The sequence below is a fragment of the Okeania sp. SIO3B5 genome, from assembly GCF_010692555.1.
Classification (GTDB): Bacteria; Cyanobacteriota; Cyanobacteriia; order Cyanobacteriales; family Microcoleaceae; genus Okeania.
Window position 1 is genome coordinate 1 of record NZ_JAAHHG010000152.1, and the last position, 19,940, is coordinate 19,940.

Below are 19,940 nucleotides of genomic sequence, written 5' to 3' on the forward strand. Positions count from 1 at the left end.
TTGTCCCAAGATTGTTCTGCCATAGTCAGCGCAAAATACTAGCTTTTTGAGCATTTTCAACTTAAACAGGCGCACTGCAATTCGACCCTCAAAGCGATCAAACCTTTACATATCAATACTTTTATAATTAATCAGCAAGCCCTAATTATGCGGTGCGACCCCGCGTCGGCGTCAGACGCAAGGGAATGCGCACCAAGAGAGGAAAGAAAAGGTTAGAAGGGAAAAGGTTTTTTTATCACGCTATTATCCGGACATGATATTACAGCGCTTTTCAAATTGATCAACCACATCTTCACAAGCAAAACCTTGTAGGGAGGTTCCATGGAACCTCCCTACTGTGGTCTACCCAAATGAAAACCGCTGTAAGGCAAAAACATTTCTATAAAGGATAAGGAAACTGATGGAAAATTCAAGGGATGAATTACCTCACTATCTAATAAAACAGTTTCAGATTGATAACCTCCTGATGTAGGATAACGATATATATAAGCTTGGCGTTGGACTACATCTAAAACCCAATATTCGGGAATATTTGCCCGAGCATAGATAAGTGCTTTTTCTTGTCGATCTATTCTCAAGGTAGTGTCATAAATTTCGATTAAAAAGAATATTTCCTCTGCACTAGGGTGGCGATACGGCTGATGCCACGCTCCGCGATCGCCATAAGCTTTAGCGTCGATATGAACTACTGCAATATCCGGTTCAGGTTCAGAATTTGATAATGTAACTGGTAACTGCATCCTAATATGAGCTTCCTGAGTTAATTGAGACTTTAAATAATCTGATGTCCGTTGAGTTGTTGCAGCATGAGGAGCACGTTGAGGGTTCATTTCGACAATACAGCCTTCTAATAGTTCGACATGAGATTCTGGTGTCAGAATACCACAATCTATCATTTGATGATACTCTACTACTGTACACAAATGAATTTTGCTTGTTGTCATTAGTTGAATTTCCTGTTTTTGATGGATTTTCTTCTATTAAGATTACTTTCATTTTAGAATGATTAAAAAAGCCAACGAACTAAAACCCCAAGGAACATTAGATGAGGCGATCGCTTCTTAAAACAAATATTATCTCCTCAACCAACTCAGAATATAGAAATTAATCACAAACTCTTAGTTAATACTAACCTGAAATGATATAGTTATTGGAATAACAGATTTACATTATTTTGTGTAATCCCTAATTATTTTTAAATTTCCCAATCTTGAAATTTCAACTCGGACACTAGCTCGTCTGATTAGCGAACAAGGTTTTGCTGTTATTGATTATACTGAAGCTGAGTTTGAGGAAGAGGCAAAGGTTAGTCAGCAAATGGCGTGAGAAATTGGCTGGTTTATGAAAGTTGTTGTTAATGCGACTCCTTATAATGGATAATAAATAATTGATAATGAAAACTATCTCAAATTATTAATTATCCATTGGTAAAAATAATTTAACTTGACATTATTAAAAAAAGATGTTAAAGACATTTTGGGGTACAATTAAACAAGGCAAAATCGAATTATTGGAACCATCAGAGTTGGTGGAAGGAACCAAGGTGCTAGTAACTCTGATTCCTGATGATGAAAATGACGGGGAGAAAGATAAGTCCCTCAAAAATACTCCAGGTCAGCAAGATTTGATTGATGAATTAAAGGCTAATCCTAATTAGGGCTAGAAATTGGCTGAAGTTAGACAGAGAAGAACTGCACGACCGCTCTTGATGAATAATAGAAATAAACTGGTTTTTATTGATTCTAATATCTGGCTTTATTGTTTTCTAAGCGGGCAAGTTCAAGACCCAGAAGAAGATGCTAGAAAGCGAATGATTGCTAATAGTATTACTGATGTGGAAGGGATTGTTATTAGTACTCAGGTGCTGGGGTTGACAAATAATTATGTCTATGTATTTATCACTTTCCAGAAACCTTTTAGTCTTATTTATAGACTATTTAGTATTCTTAGATACAGTTTTCAGTTTTGAAACACTTAGTATTCACAAAATCAAGAATAATGCAACCCCAAGACCTGAATGCTTACCATTTCCTAAACAAACTCAGAATAGAGAAATTAATAAAAAACCATTAGCAAATATTTACCTGAAATGAATATATTAGTTAGTTAGTTTTAACTATATATTATGACATAAAAATAAAAAACAAATAATTCATGGATTAAGTGGCCAAGACGGAGTATACTTAGCTCAACTATCATTAAACAAAGGTTACGAAGTCTGTGGAACATCCAGAGACGCTAAGATGTCAGATGTGCTGAAAATGATAGTCTAGGCTACTGTATAGACTATTAAGGACCAGAAAGGTTTGTGACTCAAAAAATTGTCTCGGCAGCTTGTCGTATTGCCAATGGCAGTAAAGAAAAGCTCCTTTTGGGAAATGTTGATGTGATTAGAGATTGGGGTTGGACGCCAGAATATGTGGAAAGTATGTATTTGATGTTACAGCAGGAAAAGCCGATAGATTATTTTATTGCCACTGGAGAAAGTTATTCTTTGGCAGATTTTGTGGCTCAAGCATTTGAATGTGTGGGGTTAGACTGGCAAGACCATGTGGTGACTGATTTGTATCGACCTACGGATATTGCTTGGGGAGGGGGTAATCCAAAATTGGCTGAGGATAAGTTTAGGATGGAGGGCAAAGTATAAAATGTCAGATGTGGTGAGGATTATGGTTGAGGATAGAATTGCTGCTTCTCCCAAGAAATCATAAAATTTCTGTTACCTTACTCAAACCAATAATTTTACTATCACCTACTTACCTATTTTTTCTATCTATAGATTATCTATCCATAGTTAACAGCATTTCACTTCCTAATAACTAATGCAATGAGCAACCCCAAATCAATAGTAGTCATACCTGCTCGTCTCGCTTCAACTCGTTTGCCTAGAAAAATACTGGCAGATATTGGCGGACATCCCATGCTATGGCACGTCTATCAAAGATGTCTCCAAGCTACCAAACCATCAGAGATTCATGTTGCTACTGACTCAGAAGAAATAGCTGAAGTTGTCCGCAGTTGGGGTGGCAACGTCTGGATGACTTCCCCAGATTGTGCTTCTGGTACTGAACGTATAGTATCTATCATAGACAGCCTCGAAGCAGATTTTATTGTTAATGTTCAAGGAGACCAACCTCTGCTGGAACCAAAAGTAATAGACCAAACTATTGAAACCTTTGAGAATACTCATCCTTTGCCAGATATTGTTACTCCTGCTTGCCTACTTTCTGAAAAGGGTGTATTTGACCCCAATGTGGTGAAAATGGTGAAAAATCATGCTGGATATGCTATGTATTTTTCCCGGAACCCTATTCCTTATGTCCGGGATGTGGAATCGGAAAAGTGGTTTGAATCAACTAAATTTTGGGGTCATGTGGGGATTTATGGCTATAGGCGACAGGTACTTGAGGATTATCATACATTACCTGCTAGTGATTTAGAGTCGGCAGAAAAGTTAGAACAGTTACGTTTTTTAGAAGCAGGGAAAACAATTATGACTTTTGTGACTGACCATCATGGTATATCGGTAGATACTCAGTGGCAGTTGGATATGGTTCGAGAGCGCTATGGGGAAGTCAAAAGTTAAAAGTCAAAAGTCAAAAGTAATATAGCAATTCCCTATATGATATGGAAGTTAAAAGTTAAAAGTCAAAAGTCAAAAGTAATATAGCAATTCCCATAAGGAGTGAGGTACAAAATTCCTTTCATTTAGGATTGCTACATAGCATCCCAAAAATAGTTTTAGAAACTATCATTAACAAAAAAAGTCAAATAAATTACAATCAACAGATTATCAATTTTTATAATTTTTGACTTTTGACTTAAAATTAATGATTCAAACCCTGACTAAAAATTCAATTTTAGAAGTAGCAAAAGCCACAATAGCAAAAGAAGCTCATGCTGTGGCTGCCCAAGCGGAAGTTTTAGACCAAAATTTCCTGGACTTAGCCCAATACTTAGTAGAAAACCAATACAAAACCTTTGTTGCTGGTATCGGTAAATCAGGGTTGGTAGGGAGGCAATTAGCTAGTAAATTAGCTTGTATTGGTGTAAAAGCTGTCTATATTGACCCCAATGATGCCCTACATGGAGAATTAGGCTTAGTCGAAACTGGAGATTTAGTAATTTGTCTGAGCAAAAGTGGTGCTACAGGTGAATTAGTATTTCTGGCAAAAGTAGCTCGACTGCGAGGGGCTAAAATAGCATCGATGGTTTGTCGAGTACCATCCCCACTATCTAAATTAGCAGATTGGACAATAAAACTGGACGTTGCAGCAGAAGCAACAGAAATAGAAATCCCGACAAGTAGCGCGATCGCTCAGACTGCTGTGGGTGATGCTTTAGTAGTTGCTGTGGCCAATGCTCGTGGGTTTACAGCTTCGGAGTTCTCAGAAAATCATCCGGCGGGTAATCTAGGAGTATTGTTGGGGTCTCAAGTTAATGATTTAATGCACAAAGCACCGGAAGAAGTTCCGGTCTTATCTCCTGAAAGTTTTCTGCATGAAGCTTTGATAGAAATGACTAGACAACCTTTGGGTGCTGCTTTAGTTGCTGACTCTGACAATCGCTTAATTGGTATTATTACTGATGGGGATATTCGGCGTATTGTTAAGGATAATCCAGAACATTTTCTTAGTTCCACAGTTGGAAATTGTATGACTGAAAATCCTCTGTTTTGTCGCCCAGATATTTCTGCTATTGAAGTTTTGAAAATGATGGAACAAAATCAAAAGAAACCAGTCTATGTTTTGCCAGTTGTAGATACTAATCATCAGGTTTTAGGATTAGTAAGAATGCATGATTTGACTCAGTTCCAGCTTAAGGAAGTAAAATAATTTAGGAGTCAGGGCAAGACACGGAGCAAGACAAGGATTTGGCCACAGATACACGGATGGATGTAGTGGACTAACACAGCTAAAACTCTGGATTAGGGAGTAGGGGAAAAAGATTGTTGTTGGGTTTATAAACTCTTACTTAATCCGTACATCCGTGGCATAATCCCTGTGAGCGCATCCGTGGCATAATCCGTGTGAGCGCATCCGTGGCATAATCCGTGTGAGCGCATCCGTGGCATAATCCCTGTGAGCGACTGATAAATGATACTGATAACTGAAATGAAAATACCTAATAATTTTATCCTAATTACAGGCCCCTGTTCCATAGAAAGTTATGACATCTGCGCTACCGTAGCAGAGAAATTAGCTTTTCTACAACAACAACATCCAGAAGTAACTATCATATTCAAATCCTCATTTGACAAAGCTAACCGTAGTTCTATTAATTCTTTTCGCGGTGTAGGATTAGAAAAAGGATTGGAAGTTTTAGCAACAATTAAAAAAGAATTTAATTTGTTAGCTGTAACTGATATCCATGAACCCTCTCAAGCAAAACCAGTTGCAGAAGTAGTTGATATTTTGCAAATACCAGCTTTTTTATGTCGTCAAACTGACTTATTAGTAGCTGCTGCCGAAACAGGATGTGCAGTTAATGTGAAAAAAGGTCAGTTTATTTCTCCCTGGCAAACTCAAAATATTGTAGATAAATTACAAGCTTCTGGTTGTCAAGATATTTTCCTAACGGAGCGAGGCAGTAGTTTTGGTTATCATAACATGGTAGTAGACTTCCGTTCCCTACCAGTAATGGCTGCCACAGGAGCTAGAGTTATTTATGATGCTGGTCATTCTGTACAGTTACCTGGTGCGATGGGTACTCAATCTGGGGGACAAGCAGAATTTATTCAACCTTTAGCCAGGGCGGCTGTAGCTGTGGGTTGTAATGGGGTGTTTATTGAAGCTCATCCTAACCCCGCAGAGGCTAAGTCTGATGGTGCTAATTCTTTGCCTTTGTCTGAGTTATCTGGTTTTTTGGAGACTTTATTGCGAATTCGAGAGGTGGCAAACGGTTGTGTGGAGACTCAGAAAAATGTGGTGGTTGAGGAAAAACCATTGGCAAAGTCTAGCTACTAACCTCCAGATGTTGGTTTTGGATGTGGATGGGGTGATGACAGATGGGGGTATTATTCTGTTGGGAAATACCGAACAGATGAAAAGGTTTAATTCTCAAGATGGTTTGGGAATTAAGATGGCTCGAACATCTGGATTGAAGGTTGCTATTATTACTGGCAGAAAGTCTGAGGTAGTGGAGCGTCGGGCGAAGGAGTTAAAAATAGATGATGTTTATCAAGGTTATGACGATAAAACTCTGGCTTTTACTTCTCTACTTCAGGAGCATAATATTCAGGCAAGTCAGGTAGCTTATATTGGTGATGACTTACCTGATGTTCCGGTGATGAAGCAAGTGGGAATACCTGTAGCGGTGAGGAATGCTCGTCTGGAGGTGAAGCGTTATGCTGCTTATGTAACTAGAGCATCTGGGGGAAACGGTGGTATTCGGGAGGCGGTGGAATGGTTATTGGAATTGCAAGGAAAAAAAGATTCTATTATTAATAGTTTGATAGGTGAAAATTAATGATTAATGTCTACATTGGTTATGATTATCGCGAGGCAGTAGCTTTCAGTGTATTGGCACATAGCATTAATGTTAGAGCGTCGCAACCTGTTAGTATTGCACCATTGATGCTTTCTCAACTTGAAGGAATATTGACTAGAGAACGTCATCCTTTACAGTCTACGGATTTTTCTTTTTCTCGGTTTCTGACTCCTTATTTGTCCGAATACAAAGGTTGGTCTATGTTTATGGATTCTGATATGATGATGTTGGATGATATTACTAAGTTATGGGATTTACGAGATGAGCGTTATGCAATAATGGTGGTTAAGCATGATTATGATGCGAAGCACAAGGAGAAGTTTTTAGGGGAACCTCAAACTCCTTATCCGAAGAAAAATTGGTCGAGTCTGATTTTGTTTAATAATGAAAAATGTAGAGCGTTAACTCCTGAATATGTGAATACTGCTTCTGGGTTGGAGTTGCATCAGTTTAAGTGGTTGGAAAGTGAGGAGTTAATTGGGGAGTTGCCTCCTACTTGGAATCATTTGGTAGGAGAATATGAACCTAACCCAGATGCTAGTTTAGTTCATCATACTCTGGGCGGACCTTATTTTGAAGAGTTAAAAGATTGTGAGTTTAGTGATGAGTGGAGAGCGGAATTGGAAGGTATGTTGTATTGTGAACAGAGGTTATAATTCGGAAACAAGCAGGTATGAAGTAAAATGAAAAAACCTAGGGCATTAATTAAAGATGTTGACAAAATGAGTATTGTATGATTAATAGAAATGGCGTTGCTATGCTAACAAAATGACTGAAGTTGCCTTTAGGAATTGCTCCCAGGAAGTTAACCGAAGGTTTATCGTATCTCGTGGCGATCTATAGTTATTCTGAATAAGAATGAAATATTTTTTGAGCTGAAACCCTTTGAAAGCAAGGAATTATTGTATCAGTCTAAATCAAAATGACTATATCTTAAGTTTGGAGAAGGTCTAAAGGTGGTGACAAAACACTTAAGGATAAACAATTGTTGCACCGACGTTGCCAGGATACTAAAACTGCTTTTAACAAAGATATATCCATGCGTCAAAGTTACAGGATTTACCTGAAGGTTATTTATGGGTTGACGATATGTTGATATTGAATTAGGGATGTACCCATGAAAAGGGACGTTTAGGAGAGGAGCAGTGATGAGGTGAAAGTCTCACGTCCGGTTCTGAAGACGAGTCGGGTAGGGTAACTTACCAGGCTTAGTTTAACTCGGTTGTTGAAGCAGGCTAATAAATTGAAGAGATAGGGGCAGTTGGATGAGGGAAATTTTCTTCTTTTGGGAGCAAGTTGGTTTTTGGTGCCTCCATTATGGTAATGTTTAGAACTTTAACCTGTGAGACTTTAGAAAAAACAGAAATAAAAATGAAAGTAGTAATTCTAGCAGGTGGTATTGGTACTCGTCTGAGAGAAGAAACCGAATATCGTCCTAAACCATTAGTGGAAGTGGGAGGACATCCTATTATTTGGCATATAATGAAGCTTTATGCCTATTATGGTTTTTGGGATTTTATTATTTGTTTGGGCTATAAGGGCAATTTGATCAAGGAGTATTTTCTTAATTATGAGGCCATAAATAATGACTTTACTATTAATTTAGGCCGTTCCCAGAAAATTACTTACCATAACCTTCATAAAGAGCAGGACTTCCGGGTTACTCTAGCCAATACTGGTTTGGAAACTATGACAGGGAGTCGAGTAGCTAAGGTAAAACAATATATTGATGAAGATTTATTTATGGTGACTTATGGGGATGGTCTGGCCGATGTTAGTATTAAAAATTTGGTGGAATTTCACAAGGGTCATGGAAAAATGGCTACGGTAACTACGGTGCAACCTCTTTCTCGTTACGGGGTTTTGGATATTGACAGGACAGCTAGGGTTTTAAAGTTTGGGGAAAAGATTAAGGAGGATAAAATGGTCAGCGCTGGTTTCTTTGTGTTTGACCGTCGGGTGTTTGATTATTTATCGGGGGACGACTGCGTTTTAGAAAAAGAGCCATTAGAAAAGTTGGCGGCAGAAGGTCAATTAATGAGTTATTATCATTCTGGTTTCTTTTACGCGATGGATACTTTTAAGGAGTATCAGGAGTTAAATAAGATGTGGAAGTTGGGTAAAGCGCCTTGGAGGATTTGGGAATAGAATATGCAGGTAAATGATTTTTGGGGCGATCGCTCTGTCTTTCTCACAGGTTGTACTGGTTTACTAGGCAGTTGGATGGTAGCTGAGTTAGTGGAGCGGGGTGCCAAAGTTACTGGTTTGGTGCGTGACTTGGTTCCCAAATCTCGCCTTTATACTGACGATTGGGCGGGTAAAATTAATATCGTCCGAGGTGGTGTTGAGGATTTGGATGTTATTGAAAGGGCGATCGCTGAATATGAAGTAGATACGGTTTTTCATCTGGCAGCTCAAACTATCGTGGGAGTGGCGAATAAAAATCCTTTGGGGACTTTTGAGGCTAATATTAAAGGAACTTGGAATGTATTGGAAGCTTGTCGTCAAGTGGGAGGTGTGAGTCGCATCGTTATTGCTTCTAGTGACAAAGCTTATGGAGACCAAGAGGTTTTACCCTACAATGAAACTACCCCGTTACAGGGGGAACATCCTTATGATGTGTCTAAAAGTTGTGCGGATTTAATTAGTCGTACTTATTATGTTTCTTATGGGTTGCCCGTCTGTATTACCCGCTGTGGTAATTTTTATGGTGGGGGGGATTTGAATTTTAATCGGATTGTGCCGGATACTATTAGGTCTGCTTTGCGGGATAAACCTGTGACTATCCGCAGCGATGGTAGTTATATTCGGGATTATTTTTACGTTAAAGATGGGGTTTTGGCTTATTTACATTTGGCAGAACAAATGGATAGAAAAGAAGTTTTAGGGGAGGCTTTTAATTTTAGTAATGAGTTGCAAATTACGGTTTTAGAATTAGTGCGTAAAATTTTGGTATTAATGAATAAAACCGATCTAGAACCTGTTATTTTAAATCGGGCAACTAACGAGATTAAACATCAATATTTATCGGCAGAAAAGGCTCGTAAATTGTTAAAATGGCATCCAGAATATACTTTGGAAAAAGGTTTACAAGAGACAATTCAATGGTATGATGGTTTTCTGAATTTAACTGATTTCAACAAATATAAATGAAAATGAAATTAATTGAAACCAAACTGACTGGATGCTATATTATCCAGCCCAGAGTTTTTCAAGATGAAAGAGGGAGTTTTGTCAAGACTTTTCATCAAGAAACATTTGAAAAATACAAATTAGAAACAAAATATGTTGAGGAAGTTTATTCTATTTCTCATCAAAATGTTTTAAGAGGTTTACATTTTCAAATACCACCCCACGACCATACTAAGTTAGTTTATTGTCTTTTTGGTCGAGTAATTGATGCTGTGGTAGATTTACGGGTAGGTTCTCCTACTTACGGACAATATGAAACCTTCGAGTTAAGCCAGGAAAATGCTCATATCTTATATATACCAACTGGTTTTGCTCATGGTTTTTATACTACTAGCGAGAAAGCTATTCTGGTTTACAATCTTACCAGCGTTTATGCCCCCAACCACGATCGCGGAGTACGCTGGGATTCCGTAGGGATATCCTGGCCTCTTGGTGAGACTAATCCAATTATTTCCGAGCGCGATCGTGCATTTTTACCTTTTTCTGAGTTTGAAAGTCCCTTTGTTTATGAATAATAAATTGCTTTCAGAAACCGGGTTTATAGCCACATTATATTAATAATAAATTAATGAAAAAAACGGTTTTAGTTACAGGTGCAACAGGTTTCATCGGTAGTCAGTTAGTTAAACACCTACTTCAGCATAATTATCAAGTTATTATTCTCAAACGTAGTTTTTCTGATACCAGCAGGATTCAAGATTCCTTGTCAGAGATAACTGCTTATGATATAGATAAATGCAGCATAGAAAAACCTTTTCAAGACTTGGGAAAAATTGATACAGTAGTTCATACTGCAACGGCTACGGGTCGCCGTAAAGAGAGTCTTATAGAAATATTTGAGACTAATACTGCATTTCCTTTAAAATTGTTGAAAGCTGCTAAAGATTTCCAGGCAAAAACTTTTATTAACACCGATACTTATGTAAATAAAAGCAATATTCCCTATCAAGAATTAGGGAGTTATTCTCTTTCTAAAAAGCATTTCCAACAGTGGGGAAAACAAATTGCTCTAGCTCATAAAATAGAGTTTTTTAATGTTAGATTAGAATACGTTTTTGGTATAGCAGATTATCCTAACAAACTCATACCATTAGTAATTAAAAAAATTTTAAGCAATGCCTCTGAGGTAGAACTTACTTCAGGAGAACAGCAACGAGATTTTATTCATGTTGAGGATGTAGTTTTAGCATATCTTTTGCTATTGGAAAAAGAATCCGAACCGTCACAATATTATCAAGAATATGAAGTAGGAATGGGTAAAGCAATTTCCTTGCGACAACTTATAGAAATGCTGAAAGAGCTTACGGAAGTTCAAACGAAATTAAAATTTGGAGCTTTACCTCAACGTTCGGGTGAAATTATGTTTTCTCAAGCTGATACTAAAGCTATGGAAGCAATAGGTTGGTATCCTGCTAAAAGTTTAAAAGAACGTTTGATGCAAACTATTGAAGGTGAAAAAAGACTCAAAGAGCAAGCAAGCTGAAGAGATTGCTATTTTTAACCAAATTACTTGTAAAATACTACCATAGTCGGATTTATTGAAAAAAACAAATGACTCAATCAACTTCTTACTTTAAAGAAATTACCAAATGCCGAGTTTGTGGCAACGAAAAACTTACCCCCGTTTTAAGTCTGGGCAGTCAACCTCTGAGCGGAGTTTTTCCATCCGTTGACTCTCCCGATCCATCCACTTCTCCTTTAGATTTAGTAATTTGTGATGGTGATGAATCTGTCTGTCGAACGCTGCAACTCCAACACAGTGCTAATGTATCGGAAATGTATGGTACTACCTACGGTTATCGTTCCTCAACAAGTCGGACAATGCGCAGTCACCTACAAGGTATTGTTACAGAAGTTTTGGAACTGGTACAACCAAATCCTGGGGATGTGGTTTTAGATATTGGTTGTAATGATGGTACTTTGCTTAACTTTTATCGAGAACGCAACCTAACTCGCATCGGTATGGACCCTTCAAGTAAAAAATTTGCAGATAATTTTGATACAGATATTAAAGTTATCTATGATTTCTTTTCTGCTGATGGGGTGCGGGAAATGGTGGGCGATCGCAAATGTAAAATCGTTACTTCCATAGCCATGTTTTATGACTTGGAAGACCCGATAGATTTTATGAATCAAATTCATTCTGTTTTAGCTCCAGATGGAGTTTGGGCTTTTGAGCTTTCCTATATGCCGCTGATGTTGACGAATCTAACTTATGACCAAATTTGCCACGAACACTTAACTTACCTGGGTTTGCAGCAAATTCAATGGATGGCCGAACGTGCTAATCTCAAAATACTTGATGTCAGTTTGAATTTTGTTAATGGTGGTAGTTTTCGGATTATAGCTGCCCACAAGGATAGTGCCATTACCCCTAACTATGAGGTTATCAAAAAACTTCTTGATGCTGAAGCTCCCCTCGCAACAATGGCTCCTTTTGAGCGATTCCGTAATCGGATTATTCAACATCGGGATGAGGTCAGAGCATTTTTTGATACGATACGATCGTCTGGTAAGAAAGTTTATGGGTATGGAGCTTCGACTAAAGGAAATATTGTTTTGAACTATTGTGGTATTACGCCAGAAGATTTGATAGCTATTAGCGACTTGCAACCTCAAAAAAATGGTTTGGTTACCCCAGGAAGTCGTATTCCCATCATAACTCACGAAAAGTTAAGGGAAGTACATCCAGATTATGCTATGGTATTGATTTGGCATTTTCGTCGGGAAGTTATTGAGGATGAGATTAACTATTTGGAAAAAGGTGGGAAGTTGGTATTCGATTTACCGCGTCCCCATACTGTTAATTTTGAGAACTATCAGCATTATTTGAATGCTTCTTTTGAAGACCTAGCTTTTTTTTTGTAACAGGAATTACACAAAATACTCAATAATACACCACCTGTAGGGGCGAATGGCATCCGCCCTTACCATATATAACAATACTGCGTAAGTCCTGTGTAAAAGAGATCGGAGGATTAATCTATCTTTAGTAACACAGCCATCTTGGCTGTAACAAGCAGGATGCTTGTGTTAGTACTTCATTGCAATTTTCGAGGATTAATCTATCTTTAGTAACACAGCCATCTTGGCTGTAACAAGCAGGATGCTTGTGTTACCACTTCAGTGCAATTACTGTGTAGGTTTTCATTGCCCCTCAAGTATTGTAGTAATTACTTTCTTCAATTTATCTATATTCATTTCCAACCCATTGAGCGTTTTGTGGCAATATAATGGGTAAAAATTACACTCCCCCAATACAGATGCAGAATAAAAATGTCTATCTTCTATATAAAGATCGGAGAATATCTCGACAATAGTAGTATTTGGATGACACATAAGAATACAGCTCATCCCTGCGCCAATGGGACTAACAAAAACAGAAGTGTGGTGCATCAACATCGCTTTCTCCTCAAAAGTCAACCTTTCGCCATAAATAATAGAAAATCCTAAACTTGCCATCAACTCCTCTACTTCTACCTCGTTAACCATCGCTCTACGTTCGGAATACCTTCTGGAAAGATACACATAACGAGCGCGATATTCTGACGGTATATCCCCACGCTTCGCCACGATTGAGTCTCTCAATTTTCTGTAAAAATTTATCATTTCTGCGTCGTATCGATAGTTACCATAAATAAAGTATTTAAACTTCTGCTCTTGTTTCACCAAAATTTTCTCTTTTGGTATGTTCAAATGACCAAAGATTTCCCAGTGACTATCAGTGATATGGGGAACAAATATTTTGCAGGATAAATTCAGCTTTTGATAGAGAATCAAGCTAGTAATTTGGTCGAACAGTAAATGACCGTAGTTTTGATAGGATCCCCAAACATAACCTAAAATAGGTAAACCAAAAATTACATCATCTTTATAATAATTATTTAGTGTTGTTTTCCTAATAGCAATCTCATCTAAAGTTCGTCTAATACCTATCATTCGAGATGCGATTTCACCTGCTGGAATCATTTCACTCGAACTGTTGCTAGTATTTTCATTAATAAACTTCTTAACAAATTGCTCGGATATTTTAGGAGAGTAATTAAAAATATATCTCTCAGAAACACCAAAAGGAGGATTGCAAATAAAATCCTTATATACTCCTATAGTTTGCCTACAGCTCAACTTAAGGGAACCTGAGAATTTCTGCACGTTAGCTGCAAAATGCTTCTTTTCTTCATCCGTTAACTCGGGTGAATATTTTATCCTAGCTTGTAGCTGAGATTTTGGCATCCGTTCGTCCGCGCCCATTACATAACGTGCCGACGATGACAAACCCTCAAAAGAAAACTTATTGATCGATAGCACTGGAATTGCCGAGCGAACTAGCTTAAACCTTTCCCACTCGCTGTTATTTAAGAGTTGGGATTCTTTTTCGAGAACCTGGATCGCTAGGTTGAAATGGTTTAATACTAATGACAAATCTTTCTCATCGCGGTCGAAATGGCTTAATACTAATGACAAATCTTTCTCATCGCGGTTGTTTCCCCCAATAAGACACTGGGATAATAACTCTTTTAATATTTTTAATTTGGGCAGTAACGAAGGAGCATCTTTAGCTATGGAAGCATAATTTGACGGTCGAAAAAACTTGGGATTGAATAGTGTTCGATGTGTTAATCTAGTTAAAGAGATAACTTCTTCCATACGCTCTGGTTGTTTTATAGTCAGGCGATCGAGTAATAAACCTAATTCCTGAAAAGAAGTTAAAGCTCTCCCCAGTAGTTTAACCTCTGGATATAAACCGCGCTGCTGGTGGAAGCTTAAAATCTGCTCGTACTTCGCGATCGCCTCACCTTCGCGACCCAAATACTTTAACTCCGTTGCCGCCAGTATATAGGCATCAATAGCTTTTTGGGGAGGATAATATTCAATAATTCGCTCAAATCTCTCTAAAGCTAACTCTCTAGAAGCCTGTTGGCTGGCTAAAATTCCGCCTTGGAGCAATGCGGTTAAATCGTTGGGGTTCCTCTGCAAAGCCAGAAGGAATCTTTCCTCGGCCTCTGCAAAACGCCCCATAGATATCAGTTCCCTAGCTGCCTCAGAGTAAGCCCGAATATGCCCAGGGAATTTTTCAATTATTTGTTCAAACCTTTTCCAGGCCAATTTATTATTTCCCAAGTGCCTCGCCAAAGCAGCACTTTTGGATAATCCTTCATGGCGATCGGGATATTGAGCAATAACTTTTTCCCACCAAGTTTCTGCCTCTTCATACCGAAATAGATTAGTCAGTACATCCCCTTTTTGCAAATAACAATTAAAATCGTCTGGCAACTTAGTAATAGCATTTTCCCAACGCTCTAAAGCCAACTCCCAATCAGCTAGACAATTAGCTACTGTTGCATAACGTTCGTAAATGGATGGTAGCTCTGGATGCTTTTCTATTAACTGTTGAAAAACCGCATCGGCCTCATCAAACCGAGATAATTTTATCAACAGGTTGCCTTTTTCAACTTGAAAATCCATATTTTCGGGAAACTTAACAGTGGCCTTTGACCAAATTTTTAACGCCGACTCCGAATTGTCCAAACTATGACTTAGTCTTGCGTAACCCTCATAACCGAATGGTTGATTTGGATACTTTTCTATTAACTGTTGAAAAACCGCTTCTGCTTCATCAAACCGAGATAAATTGATTAAAACATTGCCTTTGTGAGTTTGAAAACCGATATTTTCGGGAAACTTAACAATGGCCTCCGACCACCGTTTTAATGCCAACTCCCAATCTTCCAAAAAATGAGTTAATTTAGCTAAACGTTTGTAGCCATCTGGTCGTTCTGGATAAAGTTCCTTTAATTGCTGAAAAACCGTTTCCGCTTCCTTAAGCCTGCCTAAAGTCATTAAATTATTACCATAATTAAGATAAACCGACATCGGTTGTTGAAGGTTCAGAATTAATGCTTGTTGGTAAGACTCGACAGCCTCTTTAATTTTTCCTTCCTCATTTAACTTCTTTCCTCTCTCAGCGTAATCTCTGGCAACATCTGTTTGCAACCAAGAGATTTTTTGAGTTGCCCTCAAGTGATTTGGATTAAAAGAAAGGACTTTTTGCCAAGTTGTTAATGCCTGCCCAAAATCCGATTTAGCTTCATAAGCTAAGGCTAAAGTTTGATGATAAATTGCCAAATTTGGTTCGAGAGAAATAGCCTTTTTTGAGGAATTAATTGCCTCATCTAATTCTCCTTGCTTGATTAATGCCTCGGCTAAACTATTGTGCAAGTTGGCAGAATTGGGATTAAGTTTAATAGCTTGTTTATACTGGACAATGGCATCAGACCATTTGTTTTTTTCGACAAACAGTTGGGCTAGGTAATAGTAATTCCAGGGGAAATTGGGCCTTAATTCTATGAGTGTCTGATATTCTTTGCGGGCATCGTCCAATTTACCCGCCTGCAAGAGTTGGTTAGCGATTTTGAGGGAACTGTTATGGACCATAATTTTTGTGGGGACTTTGGGTGTAACTTTCCAAATCATTATTTCTAGTTTTCTGGGTTTTGATTGTAAAGTATTATGGTGGTAGGTTTTGATAATTTCGCTGGAGCAAATTTGTTTCTATGTGTTTATGGACAATGAAAGTATGAGTGCTGGCCAATTGTTGAAGAACGCCAATCAGTTGAAGAGAGGCGGGAAATTGGATGAGGCGATCGCTCTTTATCATCAGGCCATAGAATTAAGTCCAAATTTTTCTTTTAACCACTATGAATTAGGTGATGCTTTTCACAAAACCGGCAATTATGCCAAAGCTATTATTGAGTATGAAAAAGCCATCGAGCTTAATCCTAATATAAATTTTTTTCACCACAGTTTAGAACAAGCTAAAGCTAGCAAAGACCAGTTAAATATTAATCATAATTCTAACCAAAGCAATGTTGAGCTTTTGCTTGTGGGAATTTCCATGATTAAAAATGAAGAAGACATTTTAGAAACTTTTGTTAGACACAATCTAAATTATCTTGATTTTCTAGTATTAGCTGACAATGGTTCAACAGATAATAGTAGAATCATCCTTCAAAAATTGATGCAAGAAGGTCTTAATCTTTGCGTCATTGATGACAATAAAATGGCTTACTCTCAAAGTGAGAAAATAACTAATCTTTACAGAAGAGTAGCCACATCATTTTTTCCTGAATTTATTGTTCCAATCGATGCAGATGAGTTGATTCAATCACCATCAAAGCAATCATTTCTTAACTCCCTTCAAGCTATTCCTAAACAAGGAGTAGGTCTTTATCCCTGGAAAACTTATGTACTAGAACCAAATACGAACTATGGTGCATTATCAGATTTTAAGTACAGAAGAAAAAAAGAACAGCCACAATTTTTTAAAGTTATCCTCAGAAGCAATGGTTGTGTTGATTGGAAGCTAAAAATTTCACAGGGTTATCATAGATTGGCAAGCAGCAGTAGTAATGTGCGCAACCTTAAATTACCAGATATTTGTTTGGCTCACTTTCCAATTAGAAGTCTTAGTCAAATATTTAAAAAAGTTTTGCTAGGATGGTTGGGATACTTAGAGAGAAATAAGAGTACAAACAGCCAAAATCAAGGCTTTCAAAAAAGACAAATATATGAGAGGATTACGAGTGGAGAAAATTTTTATGAATCGGATTTAGCAAATCTAGCTCTTAACTATGCCCAGAAAGTAGAAGTAGAGGCAAAAGATTGGTCATGCAACGTCGAATTAGATCCTCCTATTATCAAATCCCCCACAACTTATTTTCCAGATTTAATCGCCCCCGGCAAAAACTATACCAATGTAATTACTACTATTGTTAAATCTTGGGAAAATCAAATCATAAAAAATCCTAGTTTAATTAGCAGGGAAGATTTAATTCCATTTACCCAATCTCATTCTGAATCATTAGAGGATAATAATGAAAATGGTGTGTTTAAACCCGATTTTCACCTAAATAAGTTGTTCGTGGATATTCCACCTTTTAAGTATGTTTATGAAAGGTTTTTGCCTAAAAATGTTCTGGATGTTGGATGTGGTTTAGGTGCATATCTGAAACTATTTAATAAACTGGGAGTTGAGGAGATTATTGGTGTAGATGGCTTTACCCCAAAGCAGAGCTTTTTGCAACCTGACCAGTATATTCGCTATGATTTGACTCACCCGTTAGATTTGCAGGATAAATTTGATTTGGTAATGTGTTTAGAAGTAGCAGAACATTTACCTTCTGGCTGTGAAGTTAATCTTATTGAAACATTGAACAACCATGCTTCTAATATTTTGATATTTTCAGCAGCAGAAGTAGGTCAGCCTGGAAAGGGGCATATTAATTGCCAACCTTTTGAATATTGGGCTAATTTGTTGGCTAATCAAGGCTGGTTTCCGATGTTGGCAGAAACATTATTTTTGCGTTGTATTTCGAGTTTTTCTTGGTTTAGAAGAAACCTAGTTTTAGTTAAAAAGAAATCGGAATTTACTGTTTCATCCAAAAGTTTTTTTTGCTCCTGGGATAAACTAATTTCTATATCTCAAATACCTTATAAATGGTACGGTCAAGAATCTCAAATTATTTCGGAGATGTTGGAGGTTGATATTCCTGATGGTGTTTACCCATCTGCCATAGAAAGCAAGGGTGGATCCTTTTTTTAAGTAATTTTGGAGTTGGGTTTGTATGAGTAATGAAGGTACAAGTACAGGTAAATTTTTGAAGTTGGGAAATCAGTTTAAAAAAGAAGGAAAGCTAGACGAGGCAATAGCTCTTTATCGACAGGCTATAAACTTATGTCCTAGTTTTGCTTGGTATTATTATGAGCTGGGAGGTGTTTTAGCTAAAAAGGGACTCTTATAAGAGGCAATATTTGAGTATTGCAAGGCTGTTAAAATCAACCCAGAATGCTCTTTATTTTACCACGAAATAGGAAAGATATTGCATTCAAAAGGGGAGTTAAATAGCGCTATTAATTATTATCGTCGAGCTATTCAAAATCAACCAAACTTTGCTATCTTATACAGAAGCTTAGGTTATGCTCTATTTCAAAAAGAAAACTACTCAGAAGCCATAATCAATTTTTTGATTGCTCTTGAAATTGACTCTTCTCCGAATACCGATGAAAAGCTAAAAAAAACCTATTTAAAACTGGGTTGTACCGAAAAAGGTGCCGAGGGGCTATTGAGCAGAATTAAAGAATCAAGTCAACAAAAAACTTTTCAGTCTCGAAAAATAGAAATACCTGAGAAATTTCAACAGGAATTATCTAAACCGAAAGTATTTGGTATTGGCTTAGGTAAAACAGGTACAACTACTTTAGGGGCTTGTCTTAATCACCTTAATTACAAACATTATGGTTGGTCATCTTTAACTAATTACAAACTAATTTATCAAATTAAGCTTGGTGATTTTGATGATGTTTATAGAGTGGTTAATCAATACGATTCCTTCGAGGACTATCCGTGGCCTTTCATTTACAAATTACTTGATGAAAAATACCCGAATAGCAAGTTTATATTAACAATTAGGAAATGCTCTCAAACATGGTTTAAAAGTTGTTTAAACCACTATTTAAGACTAAAAGAAAGAGCAGCTTATGTCTATAAGTTAATATATGGTCTAGATCATCCACAAGACTTTTCAGATGAGTATGTAAAGTTTTATGAGACTCATAACCAAGAGGTTATAGATTACTTTAAGTTTAAATCAGATAAATTGCTGATAGTTTCTTGGGAAGAAGGTGATAGTTGGGAAAAATTATGTGGCTTTCTGGGAAAGAAAGTTCCTAATATTCCTTTACCCCATCTTATGAAAAGTAAAACTAGCTAATTAAGTCATTTAATAATAAAAGTAAATAATATGAGTAATGAAGAGATGAATGCAGGCCAATTGCTAAAACAGGCCAATCAATTGAAGAGAGTGGGGAAGTTAGATAAAGCGATCGCTCTTTATCATCAGGCAATTGAAATTAACCCCAATTTTGCTTGGGCTTATCATAATTTGGGTGATGCTTTTGTTAAGCAGGGAAATATAGATAATGCTGTTTCTTTTTATTCCCAAAGTTTAAAAAATAACTCCAATTCAGCCTGGCTTTATTATTGTTTGGGAGAAGCTTTATCTAAACAGGGAGATTTAGAGGCAGCAGTTAAATATTTACAAAAAGCGATTGATACTAAACCCAATTTTTACAAGTTTTATAATAGTCTAGGTCAAGTATTAACTGAACAAGGAAATTTTGATGAGGCGATCGCCAGATATCATAAGGCTATCAACCTTAATCCAAGCGGAGCAGACAGCTACTTGGAGTGTTGTGTTGCA

The 19,940-nt window shown here is 37.3% G+C and carries 18 protein-coding genes and 1 pseudogene; 17 read left to right on the forward strand and 2 right to left on the reverse strand.

Translation table 11 applies throughout. The features are described 5' to 3' along the window. Window positions 1-332: 332 nt before the first annotated feature. Window positions 333-944 (reverse strand): Uma2 family endonuclease, encoded by a 612-nt coding sequence (locus F6K54_RS20225; protein WP_293081056.1) that lies wholly within the window; start codon window positions 942-944, stop codon window positions 333-335. A 518-nt stretch (window positions 945-1,462) separates the two neighbouring features. Between F6K54_RS20225 and F6K54_RS20230 the strand changes: the two genes are divergently transcribed. The 13 genes and pseudogenes from F6K54_RS20230 (at window position 1,463) to F6K54_RS20290 (ending at window position 12,549) form a co-directional block, all read left to right on the forward strand. Beyond that, window positions 1,463-1,657, forward strand: a complete 195-nt coding sequence (locus tag F6K54_RS20230) for a hypothetical protein (RefSeq protein WP_293081059.1) — start codon at window positions 1,463-1,465, stop codon at window positions 1,655-1,657. Window positions 1,658-1,708: 51 nt separating this feature from the next. Beyond that, on the forward strand, window positions 1,709-1,969 hold the full coding sequence (locus F6K54_RS20235) for a hypothetical protein (protein WP_293081061.1): 261 nt from the start codon (window positions 1,709-1,711) through the stop codon (window positions 1,967-1,969). Window positions 1,970-2,296: 327 nt separating this feature from the next. Next, window positions 2,297-2,711, forward strand: a pseudogene (locus F6K54_RS43040) (GDP-mannose 4,6-dehydratase); the annotation flags it as partial. Between the two features lie 116 nt (window positions 2,712-2,827). Continuing rightward, on the forward strand, window positions 2,828-3,586 hold the full coding sequence (gene kdsB, locus F6K54_RS20245; RefSeq protein ID WP_293081064.1) for a 3-deoxy-manno-octulosonate cytidylyltransferase: 759 nt from the start codon (window positions 2,828-2,830) through the stop codon (window positions 3,584-3,586). A gap of 223 nt (window positions 3,587-3,809) precedes the next feature. Further along, entirely contained in the window at window positions 3,810-4,835 is a 1,026-nt protein-coding gene (locus F6K54_RS20250) for an SIS domain-containing protein (RefSeq protein WP_293081066.1), read from the forward strand. Between the two features lie 279 nt (window positions 4,836-5,114). Continuing rightward, window positions 5,115-5,966, forward strand: coding sequence for a 3-deoxy-8-phosphooctulonate synthase (gene kdsA / locus F6K54_RS20255; protein ID WP_293081069.1), 852 nt, complete (start codon window positions 5,115-5,117; stop codon window positions 5,964-5,966). Continuing rightward, a complete protein-coding gene (locus F6K54_RS20260) occupies window positions 5,923-6,468 on the forward strand; it encodes an HAD family hydrolase (RefSeq protein WP_293081072.1) in 546 nt (181 codons plus the stop codon). Before kdsA ends, F6K54_RS20260 begins: the two co-directional genes overlap by 44 nt. After that, window positions 6,468-7,145 carry a hypothetical protein gene (locus F6K54_RS20265; RefSeq protein WP_293081075.1) on the forward strand — a complete coding sequence of 226 codons (678 nt, stop codon included), beginning with the start codon at window positions 6,468-6,470 and terminating at the stop codon, window positions 7,143-7,145. Before F6K54_RS20260 ends, F6K54_RS20265 begins: the two co-directional genes overlap by 1 nt. 715 nt (window positions 7,146-7,860) lie before the next feature. Next, a complete protein-coding gene (rfbF, locus tag F6K54_RS20270; RefSeq protein WP_366558184.1) occupies window positions 7,861-8,637 on the forward strand; it encodes a glucose-1-phosphate cytidylyltransferase in 777 nt (258 codons plus the stop codon). A gap of 3 nt (window positions 8,638-8,640) precedes the next feature. After that, window positions 8,641-9,642: a GDP-mannose 4,6-dehydratase gene (locus tag F6K54_RS20275; protein WP_293081081.1), complete on the forward strand. Its 1,002-nt coding sequence runs from the start codon at window positions 8,641-8,643 to the stop codon at window positions 9,640-9,642. Continuing rightward, window positions 9,639-10,196 (forward strand): dTDP-4-dehydrorhamnose 3,5-epimerase, encoded by a 558-nt coding sequence (gene rfbC / locus F6K54_RS20280; protein ID WP_293081084.1) that lies wholly within the window; start codon window positions 9,639-9,641, stop codon window positions 10,194-10,196. The genes F6K54_RS20275 and rfbC overlap by 4 nt, the downstream gene beginning before the upstream one ends. A gap of 53 nt (window positions 10,197-10,249) precedes the next feature. Then, window positions 10,250-11,164, forward strand: a complete 915-nt coding sequence (locus tag F6K54_RS20285) for an NAD(P)-dependent oxidoreductase (RefSeq protein ID WP_293081087.1) — start codon at window positions 10,250-10,252, stop codon at window positions 11,162-11,164. A 68-nt stretch (window positions 11,165-11,232) separates the two neighbouring features. After that, window positions 11,233-12,549, forward strand: coding sequence for a class I SAM-dependent methyltransferase (locus F6K54_RS20290; protein WP_293081089.1), 1,317 nt, complete (start codon window positions 11,233-11,235; stop codon window positions 12,547-12,549). A 279-nt stretch (window positions 12,550-12,828) separates the two neighbouring features. Here the strand turns inward: F6K54_RS20290 and F6K54_RS20295 are convergent, their stop codons facing one another. Further along, window positions 12,829-16,116 carry a tetratricopeptide repeat protein gene (locus F6K54_RS20295; RefSeq protein WP_293081092.1) on the reverse strand — a complete coding sequence of 1,096 codons (3,288 nt, stop codon included), beginning with the start codon at window positions 16,114-16,116 and terminating at the stop codon, window positions 12,829-12,831. A gap of 142 nt (window positions 16,117-16,258) precedes the next feature. Here F6K54_RS20295 and F6K54_RS20300 point away from each other — a divergent pair, with 142 nt between their 5' ends. The 4 genes from F6K54_RS20300 to F6K54_RS20315 all read left to right on the forward strand — a co-directional run. Further along, window positions 16,259-18,283 (forward strand): tetratricopeptide repeat protein, encoded by a 2,025-nt coding sequence (locus tag F6K54_RS20300; protein WP_293081094.1) that lies wholly within the window; start codon window positions 16,259-16,261, stop codon window positions 18,281-18,283. Window positions 18,284-18,305: 22 nt separating this feature from the next. Continuing rightward, entirely contained in the window at window positions 18,306-18,482 is a 177-nt protein-coding gene (locus F6K54_RS20305) for a tetratricopeptide repeat protein (protein ID WP_293081097.1), read from the forward strand. Window positions 18,483-18,548: 66 nt separating this feature from the next. Then, complete coding sequence (locus F6K54_RS20310) at window positions 18,549-19,451, forward strand: sulfotransferase (RefSeq protein ID WP_293081102.1); 903 nt, start codon at window positions 18,549-18,551, stop codon at window positions 19,449-19,451. Between the two features lie 30 nt (window positions 19,452-19,481). Continuing rightward, on the forward strand, window positions 19,482-19,940 hold a 459-nt coding region (locus F6K54_RS20315; protein ID WP_293081100.1), incomplete at its 3' end, for a tetratricopeptide repeat protein.